Below are 15,907 nucleotides of genomic sequence, written 5' to 3' on the forward strand. Positions count from 1 at the left end.
CCGTCAAGGTAGCCACGGAAGCAGCCTCGGTGCCTGTTTGCGCTGTTCATAGCGCCGCGACGACTCTCCCCGGCGTACAGCCCGACTCGTCTGCCGCCCATCCGTACTTCACCCGCCTTGCAGATGGCGGAGGAGCCGCTGGAACACGCCCCAGGTACCGGGGTCGGTTCCGTCTCCCAGAGGGTAGTGAAGGGCGGGTCTGGCTTCAGGGCCGAGGCGCTTGGGCAGGGTGCCGACGGGTGGGTGCCCGGCGCGGGCCTGACCGGCGGCGGCCTCGTCACTGCCCAGGGTGAACGCGACCGGGATGGGCGGGGCCTCCAGAAGCGGTGGAACCGTGAGGTCGCGGCGCCCTGCGCGCAGTGACGTATGCAGGGTGACGAGACCGGGCCCGGCGTCGAGTGCGGTCGCGAGTTCCTCGACGGAGTCCAGGGGCGGTGTCTCGTCACCGCCGTAGCCGAGCACGAGAGTGATGTCCTCCTCGACGCCTGCCGGTGTGCGGAGAACACGGACGGTGGCGAGGGCGGGGCGACCGGGGTGTCCGACCGCGACGAGCCAGGTGGGCCGGGGAGCGCGGGTGCGGGCGAGGTCGGTCAACTGGCGGGTGGACCAGAGGAGGTTGATCGGCTCCGCGGTGCTCCATCCCGCGGGCGGTGCGCCGGTCAGGTGCCGAAAGGCCGTTTACAGCGCGTGGCCCAGGAACGAGGTTCTCGTTTGCGGGGTGGCGGGTGCGCAGGGCGAGGATAAGCTGGCGATCACCGGTGTCGGGTGCGGGAGCGAAGGCTTCGGCGACTCTGGTGACGCCCCGCTCGTCGTGTACGGGAGTGAAGGTGCCGTTCTTCCAGTGGAGTACGGCGCCGGACAGGCCGTCGTAGTAGCCGTGCTCGGGATCTTGGACGACCCAGCGGTTGGGCAGGCCTCGCAGGGCGTTGCGGGTCGGCAGGGTGAGGCGTGTCGTGGGCGGGGTGACGATTTGCAGGGCCCGCTCGGCGGTGGCGGCTGTGCCCAGGGCATCGGAGAGCCAGCTGGTCATGGCGATCAGGGGGCGGTCCTGGATGATCACGGCGGTGGTGTCGGTGAGAACGTCCACGGCGGGAGCGGCGATGGCCGGGGCCGGGATTGCCGAAATGTCGGTGGTGAGGGGAACGACGTCGGTGGTCGCGGCCTCCGGCGGCCACACCGTCCCGCCCAAGCACGGTGGCCGGCTCTCCGGTGAAGAGCCCGCGAGCCGTCCGGCTTCGGCGACGGCGGTCGAGGCGCGGGCCGTCCACCACACCGGCCCGTCCGCGACCACGTGGTCCAGCAGACGCGTGGTCTCGCCAGGGACTTGGACGAGGATGGGCGCCTCCACCGAGACGAGAGGGCGGCCGTCGGGGCCGCAGAGCTGGACGACCGCGCCGTCGGCCGTGGTGTTCACGCCGAGGTCGGGTCCGCCGGCATACAGGCCCGCGAGCAGGGTGGGCAGGTCCGGCATCTGAGGGGTGAGGGCGATGACGTCCTTGGTCACGGGCCTTCTTCGACTGCGAGGGCGGTCTGGATGAGCTGTGGGGGCGTCCGCGGCGGACGAGCGTGCCCCGGCCGGGCGGCTGCTGGGACGCGTACAGGCCGGGGAAGAGCTGGCCTTCGGTGCGATCGCCGGTCATGACCAGAGCGGTGGTGCCGGTCTCGCGCAAGGTGGTGAAGAGGGGGGCGGGCGCGCATGATGAGCGTGCCGACGCTTTGGGGGTCCGGTGTCTCAAGCACCTGTGCGTCGACGTCCACGAACCCGTGCCACGAGAAGCAGCAGACTTCGAGAGCACCGGCCTGGTGCTGGGCGAACCGACACGCCTTCAGGTCGACGGCTGATCGGAGGAGCAGCGCACGCCGGAGGCCCCATGAGGGGCTGGAGTCCTGTTCCCAGGAGCCAATGAGCCAGACGGCAGGCAGTCGGGGCGGGCGATGGTGGTGGTGGGCTAGCCGCCCATGGCCCACCGCGCTCCCGCAACCACTCCCAGCAGCAGAGGGGGAAGTATCCACCACCACGGCACGACCCTCCGCACCGACGGCACCAGCCACAGCGCTGCCGCAGCGCCGGCGACAGCAATGGTGACGACGCACGACAGCACGATTCCGGCGTACGCGTCGTCGTCCCAGGTGCCGGACGGCGTGATGGTCAGTGCCGTCCAGCAGAAGTACGCGGCGATGAGGGTGAGCAGGGCGAGGGGTACGGCGAGGACCGCACGGAGGCAGCCGCGGTCGTCGTCCACGTGGGAAGGGGTGGTCATCAGCGCAGTGCGTTCCTTGCCTCGTCCAGATTGTTCGCGAACCCACGCCCGTAGCCCTGGGCGTCGTCCGTCTCCCAGTACGGCCCGCCGTTGTAACGCGCGGCGAGTTCCTGGTACTGGGCCGGTGTCATCTCCTCGGCCGGCACGTCGGCGAACTCGCTCTCCGCCTTGAGTTGGGCCAGGTACTCCGAAGCGATGAAGATGTTCTGCGCGGGGTCCTGCAGGGCTGTTTCCACCGTGCCGCGCTGCTGGTCGGTGAGGTGCTCGGGGTCGTAACCGAGAACCTCGGCGCCACGTCTCACCTGGATGGCGATGGGGCCCATGGACGTGTTGTCCGGGTCACCGCCGAGTCGCCACGGCAGGCTCTCGGGAGCGATCGGGCTCAAGGGAGAGTCCGCCTGTTCGCGGATGGTGTCGGTCATGTCGTCCAGGATGCCGGGCTGTCCGCCGACCTCCTGCCACGCGATACCGGCGACCATGTCCGGCGGCAGCCCCGAATTCCGTGCCGCTGCCTTGATGATCTCCTTGTTGGCCGATATCCAGTCGGCGCGGTCCTGTGCGGTAGCCGGTGGACTCCAGTAACTGTCGTGCGCGCCAGGGAGGTTGGCGATCTGGAGGCGGATGTCCCGCAGGGTCGGGGAGACGATGTCGTCGCCGGCGACGGGGGAGTAGTCCTGCTTGGGGCCGCTGCCGGACAGCCGCGTCAGGGGGTTCGCGCGAGCCTCGGCTGCCTCGCGCCGCAGCTCCGGGATCGCCGAGACGATGTCCACACGCTCGATGAAGCCCATGCGGAAATCGGGTAGCAGGTCATAGGCCTGCTTGAGTTCGTGGACGCAGATCTCCCGCGCCTCGTGTTCCGTGGTCTTCGCGAGGTGGAAGTCCCCACCGGCGGCGTCGTGCAGTCGGTTCGCGTCCTCGCGGATGTCGTCGACATCCATGGTCAGCTCGGCGAAGAAGTCCATGACCCCGGTGGTGCCACGCATGTCCTCCCACTGACGCATCGGCTCCGCCTCCTGCGCCTCACGGGTGATCGCCGTGCCCTTGGTGTGGATCAGGTCCGCGAGCAACTGCTCGTTCGCCTTGCCGTTGGAGTAGTGGGTCTTGGCCACCTCCAGCGCGAACGCGTAGCTGCGCAGAGCGCTGGACGCCTTGTCGTAGCCTTCCGCGAGTTGTGCGACCAGCTTGCGCCCCTCGGAGAGCCGGGCTTCGTAGTGCCGACTGCCCTCGCTTTTCCACTGCGTGTGCTTCTCGGCGCGTTCGGCGGGAGGGTCGACCGCCACGAGCATGTCGTGCAGGCGCTTGAACTCGTCCGCATTCCGCTCGACTAGGGGCGGGTTGCAGTCTTCCAGGAACTCGACGTCCTTGCGGTGACTGATGCCGCTGCTCATCGCGCCTCCGGGGCGACGTACTGACCGTACTCCAGGACGTTGTCCAGGAAGTGTTGAGCCGTGTCGTCGTCGATCTTCACGAAGTCGCTTCCGGTTGTCCTGAGGCGAGTGGACAGCGCCGCGAACAGGGCGACCGCGTCCAGGTACTGGTCATCGGCGAAGCCCGCGAACCGTGCCACCTGCTTGGCCACGTCCGCCGGCGCCCTGGGGGCCCGGGCCATGGTGGTCAGTTCGTCATCGGGCCGACCCTCATGGAGAAAGCCCGCGATCTCGATCAGCAGATTCGCGTTGCCGTTGATCGACTGGGCCTTGGCCACCAGGGAACCGGCAGCCGGGGCGACGGCCCCGCCGCCGCTGTCTGCCGGCAACTGATTGATCTGCGTACCGGTCTGCTGACGCGCCAGGGCGTCGGCCTTCAACTGGGCCCACTCCTCTTCGAAAGACAACCTGCTCCCCCTCCAAGTCAGTCATCTCGAACGGCCAATCGATCATGCTACTGGAGGGGGGCGGGCCGGAACCTTGCCGCGCCGCTTGGGGGTGGTTCACACCTTGTCTTGGCCGGTCGCGCACAACCCGGGCCGCCTGCGGGGCGATGGAGTGCAGGCGGTCCGGTGAGGGGTATTCGCCCAGCTCGGCACCGGGGGGCGGGGATCCGGTAACTCGATGGTGCGCGATGTTTTTGAACGCCCTTTCGTCCCGCCGGCCGTCCCATCGCGCGGAGAAGCAGCAGTTCAGGCCGGGTGGGACATCCCTGCCTCCCGTGCCGCCCGCATCCGGTTGACGCCCCCTGCCCGCCCATGACGACCATCCACCCGTCGACTCGGCGCCCTCGGACGAGCGCCGGGTCCGCTGCCCACGCACACTCACCAGCCCATGGGGGACCACCACGTGAACAAGACCCGCGCACTGCGCTCCAAGTCGGCCGTCTCCGCCGCCGCCGTTCTGCTGTCCTGCGCCGGGATCGGCCTGGCCACCGCGACACCGGCCGCCGCCTATGCGGGCTACTGCAATGCCGAGGTGACCAAGAAGAGGCCAGCCGCCGGCGGCGGCTCCTACAAGGCGTACCTCCCCGCCCACGGCGGCAACATCGACTGCTACATGAACCAGGGTGCGGAGAGCAAAGCCGTCAAGGCGCTGCAGAACAACCTGAACTGGTGCTACGACCGCAAACTCGAAGTCGACGGCATCTTCGGCAAGGACACCAAGGACGCGCTTGAGTTCGCGCAGAACGAGGAAAAGATCGGCAAGGACGGCAAGTACGGCGAGCAGTCGCGCACCCATCTCAAGTGGCGTTGGTACGAGAACCGCTACATCTGGTACTGCGGTGAACTCCGAAACGGTGCCTGAGACGGTGGGGCGCGGCTGAACCTCCTTGCCCCGCACCCGCCCCGATACCATCACTCCGTCGGAATGCGCACCGTGTCATCGGGGGAGGACCGGGATGGGGCACGGCGGGGGGTCGGAGTTCGCAGCGGCGTTGCGGGAGTTGAAGGAACGCACGCGGCAGAGTTTTGAGACCTTGGCGGCGCGGACCGGTATCAGCCGGTCCGCGCTGCACCGTTACTGCTCGGGCAAGTCGGTTCCGGCCGACTTCGCGACCGTGGAGCGGTTCGCCAAGCGGTGCGGGGCGGACCGGGAGGAACTGGTCGGGCTGCACCGGCTGTGGGTCCGGGCGACCGAACCGGATGCCCCGGGGAGGGATCCTCGGCCGGACGAACGGTATGCCTCGGGACGGGCACCGGAGCCGGACGAACCGGATTCTTCGGGACGGGCACCGAAACCGGTCGAGCCGCAGGTGCCTCGGCCGCCGACGCGGCCGACCGTGGCCGCAAGGCCCGTCCGGAAGTCCCGGAACCTGGTCGGCGTCGCGGTCGCCGTCGTCCTCGGCGCGGGGGTGCTGGGTGTCGTACGGGGCACCGCGGGAGCGTCCGACGACGGGCGACTGCTGCTCTCGGAGGCCTGCAAGGGGCCGGTCGGCATGGGGGAGAGGGGCGAATGCGTCCGAGAGGTCCAGCGTCTGCTGGTGAGGGCCGGCGGGGACCTCGACGTCACCGGGCGTTTCATCGGGGACACACGCAGCCTGGTCGTGGCCTTCCAGGCGTTCGCCGGGTTGCACGACAACGGCGTCGTCGACACGGAGACCAAGCAGGCGCTGTACGACGAGGACGTGGACGTGTCCCTGAAGACCTGGAGCGAGGAGCGCGTGGCGGACCGCATCCGCGAGGTCTTCGACCGGGACGCCGGGCAGGCGGTGCGCACGGCCGAGTGCCAGTCGCTGCTGGAGCCGCTCGCCACGACGTCCCAGGCCGATTCCACCCGTACCTGGGGCGTCTTCCAGCTCTCCGAGTCCCAACTGCGGGAACTGGACGGAACACCCGTGGACGCGCTGGACCCGGAGTGGAACATCCGGGCCGCTCACCGGCTGTGGTCACGGCACCAGGACTTCCGTGCGTGGCCGCACTGCAACGTCACGGTGGAACCAGTGGATCGGCTGTGAACTCGTCTGCGTGAAACCGTGGTTGATGCCGAAACGCCCGCTTCTCCGTAGCATGGACACCGCGTGTACCGGGGGATCATGCTGCGGAGGTCCGGAAAGATGCAGGGCGATCGGGGCGATGCCCGTGTCAGGGAATTCGCCGAGGCGCTTCTCGCACTGAAGGAACGTACGCCGCACAGTTACGAGACGCTTGCCGCCCGGCTGGACATCAGCCGTTCCGCGCTGCACCGGTACTGCTCGGGCAGGGCCGTACCCGCCGACTTCGATGTGGTCAGGCGGCTGGCCCGGCAGGCCAGGGCCGACCGGGACGAGGTGACGGAGCTGCATCGGCTGTGGGTGCTGGCGAGCGAGCCGCGTACGCCGTCTCCGGTGCCGGAACCCGCTGCCGCCGGGGCCCCGGCGCCGGTGCCTGTCGAAGACGGGCCGGTCGGCGGCGAAGCCGAGGCCCTGAGCCCCGCCGCAACTCCCGCCGAGGAGGGCGCAGAGGCCGTGGGGGCCGCGGGCTCCCGGACGCGCCGGTGGCCGTGGGCCGTCGCCGCCCTGCTCGGTGCCGCCGCACTGGCTGCCGTTCTGCTGTGGCAGCTCGACGGTGACGAACCGTCCGGGACAGTGGCCGACAACCGTCCTCTGTTCACCGGTGAATGCCGGGAGCCGGTACGCGACGGCCAGAGCGACAAGTGCGTCCGGGAGGTCCAGCTGCTGCTGTCCAGAACCGGAGTGACGATAGGGATCGACGGCATCTTCGGCCCCGAGACCCTGCGCCGGGTCGAGGCGTTCCAGCTGCGGGTCGGACTGAACGTGGACGGCATCGTCGACGACGACACCAAGCGGGCGCTGTACGACGAGGACGTGTCCCTGAAGACCTGGAGCAAGAAGCAGGTGGCCGACCGTGTCCACGAGGTCTTCGGAGAGAAGGCGGACACGGCCGTGCGGATCGCCCGCTGCCAGTCCTTCCTCGACCCGCTCTACATCACACCCAACACCAACGGCACCCGGAACTGGGGCGTCTTCCAGATCTCCGACGCCCGGCTGCGCGATCTGCGGGGCACGCCGGAGAAGGCCATGGACCCGGACTGGAACATCCGGGCGGCGCACCGGCTGTGGGCTCAGGACGAGGACTTCTCCGACTGGCCCCACTGCGCCGCCGCCGAGGACCCCCCGCCGGGCGAGGGCGGCGACGCCCCCTGACCGGCTCGGGTCAGCGCGTCACCGACCCTCGGCCGGCCAGGTGCGTCGGCGAACCGGACGTCGGTCAGCGGCAGTTGACCCACTTGTTGGAGAGGACCTTGATCGTCACTTCGTCGGAGCTGCCCTTCTGGCCGCGCTTGATCGTGCCGAGGGAGTTGGTGTAGTTCTTACCGCCGTACACCTGCACATCGCAGCTGTTGCCGTTGTTGAAGGCGGAGCGGAAGCCGTTGGCGAAGACGGTGTACCTGGACAGGTCCGTGTTGTCGTACTGGACCTTCTGCATGCGGCCGGTGTAGTTCTCGCCGGCCCAGACGCAGAACCAGCCCTTCGGGCAGTCGCCCGACGCGGCGGCCGCGGTGCCGCTCGTCGCGCCGATGCCCAGACCGGCCAGCAGCACGGCGCCCGAGGCGATCCCCGCCTTGGCGCGTACTCCCTTGAACACGCTCATGTGTTTCCCCCTTCGTCGGATCGGAACTCAGCGCCTTCGTCCTTCCGCGCCGAGCCACGAAGAGGTCTCTCACGCCGCCGAGTGACCGATCAACTGCCGAGTGCCCCTTTGGGAGGCTGGGATGTCTCACCCCCGCCGGCCTGCCGGTTCTCGGGGAGACGGGATGCCGTGGGGGAGGGAGAAGACGCCCCCGACGACCGCCGCGCGACCCGCTCCAGATGCCTGCCGAACACCTCCCGCGCTTGAGGCGCCAGCGTCCGCAGCGCCAGCAGCGCCGTGATGACGACGTCGCACAGCTCCGCCTCCACGTCCTCCCACGTGTGCGTGACCCCCTTGCGCGGGTTCTGCCCCGTCACCCCGATCACCGCCTCCGAGACCTCGCCGACCTCCTCGGAGAGTTTGAGGATGCGCAGGAGGAGACCCTCGCGGCCCTCGACCGGGCGGTTGGTGTCGAGCCACTCGTGCAAGGCGTCGATGGTGGACCAGAGTTCCGGGGCGGGGGACTGTTCGTTCATGGGGGCGCAGCCTGCCATGCGGGACTGACAACGCCCCGGGTCCCGGTCCAGCCCCCGGCCCCTACTCCATGTACTCCTCCTCGAACAACGCCTCCTGCTCCCCTTCCTTCGCCTTCCGCAGGCGCCTCGCCCGGGACCCCACCACCACCGCCGTGCCCGCCGCCGTCGCCGCGAAGGCCGCGGGAATCATCCAGCCGCGGTTCACCGCGTGGCCGAGCAGGTGGTCCAGGGAGAGGCGGCCCGGGCCGGTGATGGCCAGGCCCGCTGCCGTGAGGCCGAGCGTCGCCGCGTACTCGTAGCCGCCGCCCTGGTTGAAGAAGCCGTTCGGGGCGTGCACCGCCGCCGCCCCCGCCATCGCGCCGGCCGCCGCCGCGCCCGCGGCCGGGGTGGCCAGGCCCAGGGCCAGCAGCGTGCCGCCGCCGGTCTCCGCGAGGCCCGCCGCCGTCGCGCTCTGCTTGCCGGGGGAGTAGCCGACGGACTCCATGAACTGGCCGGTGCCCTCGATGCCGTGTCCGCCGAACCAGCCGAACAGTTTCTGCGTGCCGTGCGCCGCCAGCACACCGCCCGCCCCCAGTCGGAGCAGCAGCAGGCCCAGATCACGTCGGTCGTTACGCCTCACGTCGACTCCCGGAGCAGACAGCAGGAACAGAGACAGAAGGAACAGAGACAGAAGGAACAGAGACAGGTCAGAGAGTTCTCCTTCTCGCGTTTCCACCGTCGCACCCCTCACACCCCGCGACACCCGGCGGACCCGTCCGGGACGCCGTTCGGGTGGCACGGGTGGCGGGCGGGGGTGGCCGGTACGAGGCTGGCTCGCATGACGATTCAGACCACGCGCCTCAGCGACCCGGCCGTCCGGGCCTTCGTGGCCGCCGTGAACAACCACGACCGCGAGAGCTTCATGGCGCTCCTCGCACCGGGCGCGACCATGGCGGACGACGGCTCCGACCGGGACCTCGCCGACTGGGTGGACCGGGAGATCTTCTCCTCGCACGGTCACCTGGAGGTCGACAACGAGTCCAACGGCGGCCGTTCCCTCATCGCGCGCTACAGCAACGACACCTGGGGCGAGATGCGCACCCGGTGGAGCTTCACCGTGGACGAGGACGGCAGGATCAGCCGCTTCGAGACCGGGCAGGCCTGACCTCGCCGTAAACCCTTGCGGGGCCTTGCTGTGACCGTGACCGGCGAGACCGCGTCCGGCCCTTGAGCTGTGCGGCAGTCGTTCCACGCGCACCGGTGCGTACTCCGCGGTCCCTCGCGGAATCCACCCCCACCCGGTGCGGTGGAACGACTGCCGCCTCCCCCCTGGATGTGGCCGACGGAAGCGATCTGCTCCAACTGTGAAGCTTTGGTGTAGGAGAGTTGAGCATAAGTCCCCTACCGGCCGCAATGGGGCGGACGTTGCTATTCCGTTTGTGCAGGTTGACGAGTTGACGAACTCCGTCTCGTGCTCAGCCGCGTCCGACGTACGGCATCGCCGTCGCCAGTACGGTCGCGAACTGCACGTTCGCCTCCAGCGGAAGCTCCGCCATGTGCCGCACCGTGCGGGCCACGTCCGCGACGTCCATCACGGGTTCCGGGGCGACCTCCCCGTTGGCCTGGAGTGCTCCCGTCTGCATACGGGACGTCATGTCGGTGGCCGCGTTGCCGATGTCGATCTGCCCGACGGCGATCCCGTACGGCCGCCCGTCCAGGGAGAGCGACTTCGTCAGGCCGGTCAGCGCGTGCTTGGTCGCCGTGTAGGCCACCGACAGCGGGCGGGGCGTGTGCGCGGAGATGGAGCCGTTGTTGATGATCCGGCCGCCCTGCGGGGCCTGCTCCTTCATCTGCCGGTACGCCGCCTGCGCGCACAGGAACGCCCCGTTGAGGTTGGTGTCCACCACGTGCCGCCAGGCCTCGTAGGGCAGTTCCTCGACCGGGACACCGCCGGGGCCGAACGTGCCGGCGTTGTTGAACAGCAGGTCGACCCGGCCGAAGCGCTCGACGGTCGCGGCGAACAGGGCGTTCACGTCCTCGGGGCGGGAGACGTCCGTGCGCACCGCCAGGGACGCGGCCCCGGGTGCCAGGGCCGCCGTCTCCTCCAGTGTCTCCGCGCGCCGGCCCGCCAGCGCCACCGACCAGCCCGTGCGCAGCAGTTCCACGGCGACCGCCCGGCCGATGCCGGAACCCGCCCCGGTCACCACCGCGATCGCATTTTCCTTGGCATTCATGGCCCCGCAGCGTACGGGAGCGCTCCCCGTGACCATGCCGCCCGGATACGACGGCGTCAGTACGACGGTGTCAGGCGGGCGTGAGTTCCGGCTCGCCCGTCTCGTCGGGGTAGCGCACGCCCACGCGGTCGCGGATCGCGTCGAGCGTCCGCATCACCGCGAGCGTGCCGTCCAGCGGCACCAGCGGGGACTCCGTCTCACCGGCGCGCACGGCCCGCATGACCTCCAGCGCCTCGTGGCGCATGCTGTTGCGCGGGCCGTCCGCCGGGTCTGCGGTGAACTCCTCGGCGTCACGGCCGTCCCGGTGCAGGACGAAACGGTCCGGGAAGAAGAATCCGTGCGGGATGTCGATCCGGCCCTGGGAGCCGGTGACCGACGCGGAGGTCGCCGTACCGCCCACGATGGAGCAGTGCACCGAGCCGAGCGCGCCGCTGTCGAAGGAGAGCACCGCCGCCGTCTGGAGGTCGACGCCCTCCTCGGAGAGCACCGCCCGCGCCACGACGTCCGACGGCTCCCCGAGCAGCAGCTGCGCGAACGACACCGGGTACACGCCCAGATCGAGCAGCGCGCCGCCGCCCAGCTCCGGGTTGCGCAGCCGGTGCGAGGGCGGGAACGGGCCGGCCAGCCCGAAGTCGGCCTGGACGCTGCGCACCTCGCCGATCACCCCGTCGTCGACGAGCGCCTTGAGGCGGCGTACCAGCGGGTTGCAGTACATCCACATCGCCTCCATCAGGAAGCGCCCGTGCTCCCGCGCCAGCGCGACGAGTTCCTCCGCCTCGCGCACGTTCAGCGTGAAGGGCTTCTCGCACAGCACGTGCCGCCCGGCCGCGAGGCACAGCCCGGCGGCGGTCCGGTGCGCCGTGTGCGGGGTGGCGACGTAGACGACATCGATGTCCTCGTCCTGCGCGAGGGCGTTCCAGTCGCCGTAGGCCCGGGGGATGCCGAACCGCTCCGCGAACGTCTTCGCCGACGCCTCCGACCGGGACGCCACCGCCACGACCTCCGCGTCCGGCAGGTCGATCAGATCCGCGGTGAACGCGCCCGCTATACCGCCGGTCGCCAGGATCCCCCACCGCACCGTGTCCGCCGTCATGCCGCCCCGCCTCCACCTCGTGACCCCGAGCACTGCGTACGAGCTGAGAGCATAGGTGGCGATCGAACGCAGAGGGAGGGACTCATGCCCGAGGGTGGGGCGTCCATATCGAAGACCGAGCAGGAGGCATCGAAGACCGCACAGGAGGCACCGGACACCGCGCAGGGGGCCGCAGCCGGGGCTGAGCGGTCCGAGCGGTCCGAGCGGCCCGACCGCGCATCGCACCGCCGTACCGCGCTCTTGGTCACCTTCCTCCTCGGGAGCCTGACCGCCGTGCCGCCGCTGGCGATGGACATGTACCTCCCGTCCCTGCCGGAGGTCACCCGTTCCCTGCACGCGCCCGCCGCGACCGTGCAGCTCACCCTCACGGCCTGCCTGGCCGGCATGGCGCTCGGGCAGCTCGTGGTCGGGCCGATGAGCGACCGGTGGGGGCGCCGCCGTCCGCTGCTCGCCGGGCTCGCCGTCTTCGTCGTCGCCACGGTGCTGTGCGCGCTCGCTCCCACCGTCGAGCTGCTGGTGGCCTTCCGGCTGGCCCAGGGCCTCGCGGGCGCGGCCGCCATCGTGATCGCCCGGGCCGTCGTCCGTGACCTCTACGACGGCATGGCCATGGCCCGCTTCTTCTCCACCCTCATGCTGATCTCCGGCGTCGCCCCGATCGTGGCGCCGCTGATCGGCGGGCAGGTCCTGCGCGTCACGGACTGGCGGGGCGTGTTCGCCGTCCTCACGGTCATCGGCGTGCTGATCGGGGTCCTGGTCTGGGCGCGGCTGCCCGAGACGCTGGCGCCCGCCGAACGGCACAGCGGCGGCGTCGGAGAGGCGCTGCGCTCGATGCGCGGCCTGCTCGCCGACCGCTCCTTCGCGGGTTACACCCTCGCCGGCGGCTTCGCCTTCGCCTCCCTGTTCGCCTACATCTCGGCGTCCCCGTTCGTCATCCAGGAGATCTACGGCGCCTCCCCCCAGACGTTCAGCCTGCTGTTCGGCCTCAACTCGGTCGGGCTGGTCGTCGTCGGCCAGATCAACGGCAAGATCCTGGTCGGCCGGGTCAGCCTCGACCGGGTGCTGGGCATCGGCCTCGCGATCGTCATCACGGCCTCGACCGCGCTGTTGCTGATGTCCCTGGGCGTCTTCGGCGAGGTCGGTCTCGTGCCTGTCGCCGCCGCGCTGTTCGTGCTGATGTCCGCGATGGGCATCACCCTGCCCAACACCCAGGCGCTCGCCCTGATGCGCACCAAGCACGCCGCCGGTTCGGCATCCGCCCTGCTCGGCACGTCCTCCTTCCTCATCGGCGCGATCGCCTCCCCGCTCGTCGGCGTCGCCGGGGAGGACACCGCCCTCCCGATGGCCGTCGTCCAACTGGCCGCCGCACTGGTGGCACTTGCCTGCTTCATGGGAATGTGCCGACCCTGGAAGAAGGAGAGCAGCCGCCCGAGCGTGGAGGGAGCAGTCAGCTGAGCGCACCCAGACTGCGCGACGGCACGCCGGAACGGGCCGGACTCGACCCCGCGGAGCTGCGTCACCTCGTCCGGGAGGTCCACGTCCTGACCACCGGGCAGCGTCCCTGGGCGCCCGGAGCAGTCCTGGTCGTCGGGCGCGGCCCGGTGATCGCGGTGGAGGAGGCCGCGGGGTGGGCCGTGCGCTACGCGGCCTACGACCCCGAGGCCGACGCCGGGGTGGAACTGCCACCCGAGGAACGCGTCCCGATGACCGTCGGCACGCCCTTCGACCTGGCGTCCCTGACCAAGCTGTTCACGTCCGTGGCCGCCGTGCAGCAGATCGAGCGCGGCACGCTAGGCATCGACGCGAAGGTCGGGGCGTACCTGCCCGACTTCACGGCGGCCGCCCGGCACGGCATCACCGTGCGGCAGCTGCTCACCCACACCTCGGGGCTGCGGCCCGAACTGCCCCTCCACGACTACGCCGACGACGCCCAGCGGCTGGCCGCACTCCAGGCGGAGCCGCCGGCCGGGGTGCCGGGCACGTACCGCTACTCCGACCTCAACATGCTCCTCCTCCAGTACGTCCTGGAGCGCGTCACCGGCCGCACCCTCGACGTCCTGGTCCACGACGGAATCACCCGGCCGCTGGGCATGACGGCGACGGACTTCGGGCCCTGCCCGGGTGCCGCGGCGACGGAGGACCAGCGGCGGCCGTGGGCCAAGGCGGACCGGGGGATGCTGCGGGGCGAGGTCCACGACGAGAACGCCTGGGCCCTCGGGGGCGTGGCCGGCCACGCGGGCCTGTTCTCCACCGGCCGGGACCTCGCGGTGTTCTGCCGCACCCTCCTCGCCGGCGGCTCCTACGGCCCGGCCCGCATCCTCGGCCCCGACTTCGTCGAGCTCCTCTTCACCCCGCCGGGCCTCGGCTTCTCCCTCGACCAGCCCTGGTTCATGGGCGACCTGGCGGGCCGCGGTGCGGCGGGCCACACGGGCTTCACCGGCACGTCCCTCGTCCTCGACCCGGCCACGGACACGTTCCTGATCCTCCTCACCAACGCGGTCCACCCACGCCGCCGCCGCCCGGACAGTGCGCCGCGAGCGGCAGCGGCGTCACGGGTGGCGCGGGCGGTGCGGTGACCCTCCGGTGAGGGGCGAGCCGGGGCGCCCGGCCGGGGAGGTGTCGTCACCTCCGGGTGGCCCGGGCGGGGCGGTGGTCCTCCGGTGAGGGGCGAGCCGTGGTGCCCGGCCGGGGGTGGTGTCGTCACCTCCCGGCGGTCATCACACCACCGCGGAGCCGAGCCGAGCCCTGCCGAGCCCTGCCGAGCCCTGCCGAGCCGGGCCCAGCCGGGCGGGCCGAGCCGAGCCGCCCGAGCCGCCCGAGCGGGCCGGGCGGGCCGAGCCCGCCCGAGCCGAGCCGCCCGAGCCGAGCCGCCCGAGCCGAGCCGCCCGAGCCGAGCCGCTCGAGCCGAGCCGCTCGAGCCGAGCCGCCCGAGCCGGGCGGGCCGCGCCCAGCCGGGCGGGCCGAGCCGAGCCGCCCGAGTGGGCTGGGCGGGCCGAGCCGCCCGAGCCGCCGGAGCCGAGCCGAGCCGCCCGAGCCGAGCCGCCGGAGCCGAGCCGCCCGAGCCGCCCGAGTCGAGCCGCCCGAGCCGAACCGGGCGGGCCGGGCCGGGCCGAGCGGGCAAGCCCAGCCCAGCCGGTCCCGGGCACGGAGCCGGTGTGGCGGCGGACGGCGGCGGTGGCGGCGCCGGAGGTCGTCGGAAGCCCGGGCGGGCCGCCCCGGGTGAGCGCCGCACCCGCCCCGGCCCGCCTCGTAGAATCGCCGGGTGAACGCCCCCGCACCCCCGGCCGAAAATCTCCGTGCCGCTCTTGCCGGTCTGCTCGACGGGCTGCCGCCCCGGCAGGCCTCGCAGGCGGTCGAGCGGCTGATCGCCAGCTACCGGGGGGCCACCCCGACCGACGCTCCCATCCTCCGGGACCGGGCCGACGTCGCCGCCTACGCCGCCTACCGGATGCCGGCGACCTTCGAGGCCGTGCGCGCCGCGCTGGAGGCGTTCGCGGACGCCGTGCCCGCGTGGGTGCCGGGCGGGCACACCGACCTCGGTGGGGGCACGGGCGCCGCCGCCTGGGCCGTGAACGCCGTCTGGGGCGGGGAGCGGCCCGTCACCGTGCTCGACTGGGCCGAGCCCGCGCTCGCCCTGGGGCGGGAGATCGCCGCGGCCAACCCGGAGCTGCGGGACGTACGCTGGCGGCGCTCCCGGATCGGAGCGGCGCTCACCCTCGACAGCACGGACCTCGTCACCGTCTCCTACGTCCTCAACGAGCTGACCGCCGCCGACCGCACCGCCCTCGTCGACGCCGCCGCGGCGGCCGCCCAGGCCGTCGTGATCGTCGAACCCGGCACCCCCGACGGTTACGCCCGCCTCATCGAGGCCCGGGACCGCCTGATCACCGCAGGCTTCCGGATCGCCGCCCCGTGCCCGCACAGCGCCACATGCCCGATCGCCCCGGGCACGGACTGGTGCCACTTCTCCGCACGGGTCAGCCGCTCCTCCCTGCACCGTCAGGTCAAGGGCGGCTCCCTCGCCTACGAGGACGAGAAGTTCGCCTACGTCGCCGCCGCCCGCTTCCCCGTCGAACCGGCTGCCAACCGGGTCGTCCGGCGCCCCCAGATCCGCAAGGGTCAGGTCCTCCTCGACCTGTGCGAGAGCGAACCGTCCCTGCGCCGCGCCACCGTCACCAAGCGCCACGGCGACCTGTACAAGGCCGCGCGGGACGCCGACTGGGGAGACGCCTGGCCGCCCTCCTGAGCTTCTGTCAGGTACGCATAAGATCAACTCGCGCCCTCGGGCGTGCGTAACGCGTACCACT

General features: G+C 71.4%; 16 protein-coding genes and 1 pseudogene. 8 read left to right on the forward strand and 9 right to left on the reverse strand.

Annotated elements, in window-relative coordinates:
• Positions 1 to 108: 108 nt before the first annotated feature.
• Positions 109 to 1,504 (reverse strand): annotated as a pseudogene (locus AB0E85_RS05920) (DUF6177 family protein).
• A 134-nt stretch (positions 1,505 to 1,638) separates the two neighbouring features.
• On the opposite strand from AB0E85_RS05920, the gene AB0E85_RS05925 reads away from it, so the two are divergent.
• The gene (locus tag AB0E85_RS05925; RefSeq protein WP_361922914.1) at positions 1,639 to 1,842 is read left to right on the forward strand and encodes a hypothetical protein; all 204 of its coding nucleotides are present in this window, start codon (positions 1,639 to 1,641) and stop codon (positions 1,840 to 1,842) included.
• Between the two features lie 107 nt (positions 1,843 to 1,949).
• Here the strand turns inward: AB0E85_RS05925 and AB0E85_RS05930 are convergent, their stop codons facing one another.
• Genes AB0E85_RS05930 through AB0E85_RS05940 form a run of 3 tightly spaced genes read right to left on the reverse strand, consistent with a single transcriptional unit; the run spans position 1,950 to position 4,068 of the window.
• A complete protein-coding gene (locus AB0E85_RS05930; RefSeq protein WP_361922917.1) occupies positions 1,950 to 2,261 on the reverse strand; it encodes a hypothetical protein in 312 nt (103 codons plus the stop codon).
• The gene (locus tag AB0E85_RS05935; protein ID WP_361922920.1) at positions 2,261 to 3,649 is read right to left on the reverse strand and encodes a hypothetical protein; all 1,389 of its coding nucleotides are present in this window, start codon (positions 3,647 to 3,649) and stop codon (positions 2,261 to 2,263) included. Before AB0E85_RS05935 ends, AB0E85_RS05930 begins: the two co-directional genes overlap by 1 nt.
• Entirely contained in the window at positions 3,646 to 4,068 is a 423-nt protein-coding gene (locus tag AB0E85_RS05940) for a hypothetical protein (RefSeq protein WP_361922923.1), read from the reverse strand. The genes AB0E85_RS05935 and AB0E85_RS05940 overlap by 4 nt, the downstream gene beginning before the upstream one ends.
• Positions 4,069 to 4,537: 469 nt before the next feature.
• On the opposite strand from AB0E85_RS05940, the gene AB0E85_RS05945 reads away from it, so the two are divergent.
• The 3 genes from AB0E85_RS05945 to AB0E85_RS05955 all read left to right on the forward strand — a co-directional run bounded on the left by AB0E85_RS05945 (position 4,538) and on the right by AB0E85_RS05955 (position 7,334).
• Complete coding sequence (locus AB0E85_RS05945) at positions 4,538 to 4,996, forward strand: peptidoglycan-binding domain-containing protein (protein ID WP_361922926.1); 459 nt, start codon at positions 4,538 to 4,540, stop codon at positions 4,994 to 4,996.
• A 94-nt stretch (positions 4,997 to 5,090) separates the two neighbouring features.
• Entirely contained in the window at positions 5,091 to 6,146 is a 1,056-nt protein-coding gene (locus AB0E85_RS05950) for a helix-turn-helix domain-containing protein (protein ID WP_361922929.1), read from the forward strand.
• A 99-nt stretch (positions 6,147 to 6,245) separates the two neighbouring features.
• Entirely contained in the window at positions 6,246 to 7,334 is a 1,089-nt protein-coding gene (locus AB0E85_RS05955) for a peptidoglycan-binding protein (RefSeq protein ID WP_361922932.1), read from the forward strand.
• A gap of 64 nt (positions 7,335 to 7,398) precedes the next feature.
• On the opposite strand, the gene AB0E85_RS05960 is transcribed toward AB0E85_RS05955, so the two are convergent.
• The 3 genes from AB0E85_RS05960 to AB0E85_RS05970 form a co-directional block, all read right to left on the reverse strand.
• Positions 7,399 to 7,782, reverse strand: a complete 384-nt coding sequence (locus AB0E85_RS05960) for a peptidase inhibitor family I36 protein (protein ID WP_361922934.1) — start codon at positions 7,780 to 7,782, stop codon at positions 7,399 to 7,401.
• Positions 7,783 to 7,871: 89 nt separating this feature from the next.
• Positions 7,872 to 8,297: a MazG-like family protein gene (locus AB0E85_RS05965; protein ID WP_361922937.1), complete on the reverse strand. Its 426-nt coding sequence runs from the start codon at positions 8,295 to 8,297 to the stop codon at positions 7,872 to 7,874.
• 61 nt (positions 8,298 to 8,358) lie between these two features.
• Positions 8,359 to 8,916, reverse strand: a complete 558-nt coding sequence (locus AB0E85_RS05970; protein WP_361922940.1) for a DoxX family protein — start codon at positions 8,914 to 8,916, stop codon at positions 8,359 to 8,361.
• Positions 8,917 to 9,114: 198 nt separating this feature from the next.
• Here AB0E85_RS05970 and AB0E85_RS05975 point away from each other — a divergent pair, with 198 nt between their 5' ends.
• Complete coding sequence (locus AB0E85_RS05975) at positions 9,115 to 9,441, forward strand: nuclear transport factor 2 family protein (RefSeq protein WP_161362552.1); 327 nt, start codon at positions 9,115 to 9,117, stop codon at positions 9,439 to 9,441.
• Positions 9,442 to 9,751: 310 nt separating this feature from the next.
• Here AB0E85_RS05975 and AB0E85_RS05980 read toward each other — a convergent pair whose 3' ends face one another.
• Both AB0E85_RS05980 and AB0E85_RS05985 read right to left on the reverse strand, forming a co-directional pair.
• Positions 9,752 to 10,510, reverse strand: coding sequence for an SDR family oxidoreductase (locus AB0E85_RS05980; RefSeq protein WP_361922944.1), 759 nt, complete (start codon positions 10,508 to 10,510; stop codon positions 9,752 to 9,754).
• A gap of 70 nt (positions 10,511 to 10,580) precedes the next feature.
• Complete coding sequence (locus tag AB0E85_RS05985; RefSeq protein WP_361922947.1) at positions 10,581 to 11,603, reverse strand: Gfo/Idh/MocA family oxidoreductase; 1,023 nt, start codon at positions 11,601 to 11,603, stop codon at positions 10,581 to 10,583.
• A gap of 84 nt (positions 11,604 to 11,687) precedes the next feature.
• On the opposite strand from AB0E85_RS05985, the gene AB0E85_RS05990 reads away from it, so the two are divergent.
• The 3 genes from AB0E85_RS05990 (at position 11,688) to AB0E85_RS06000 (ending at position 15,846) form a co-directional block, all read left to right on the forward strand.
• A complete protein-coding gene (locus tag AB0E85_RS05990; RefSeq protein ID WP_361922950.1) occupies positions 11,688 to 13,055 on the forward strand; it encodes a multidrug effflux MFS transporter in 1,368 nt (455 codons plus the stop codon).
• Positions 12,998 to 14,176: a serine hydrolase domain-containing protein gene (locus AB0E85_RS05995; RefSeq protein ID WP_361922953.1), complete on the forward strand. Its 1,179-nt coding sequence runs from the start codon at positions 12,998 to 13,000 to the stop codon at positions 14,174 to 14,176. Before AB0E85_RS05990 ends, AB0E85_RS05995 begins: the two co-directional genes overlap by 58 nt.
• Before the next feature lie 686 nt (positions 14,177 to 14,862).
• Positions 14,863 to 15,846 carry a small ribosomal subunit Rsm22 family protein gene (locus AB0E85_RS06000; protein ID WP_361922956.1) on the forward strand — a complete coding sequence of 328 codons (984 nt, stop codon included), beginning with the start codon at positions 14,863 to 14,865 and terminating at the stop codon, positions 15,844 to 15,846.
• The last annotated feature ends 61 nt before the right edge of the window (positions 15,847 to 15,907 follow it).

The organism is Streptomyces sp. NPDC029044 (assembly GCF_040637495.1).
Taxonomy (GTDB): Bacteria; Actinomycetota; Actinomycetes; order Streptomycetales; family Streptomycetaceae; genus Streptomyces.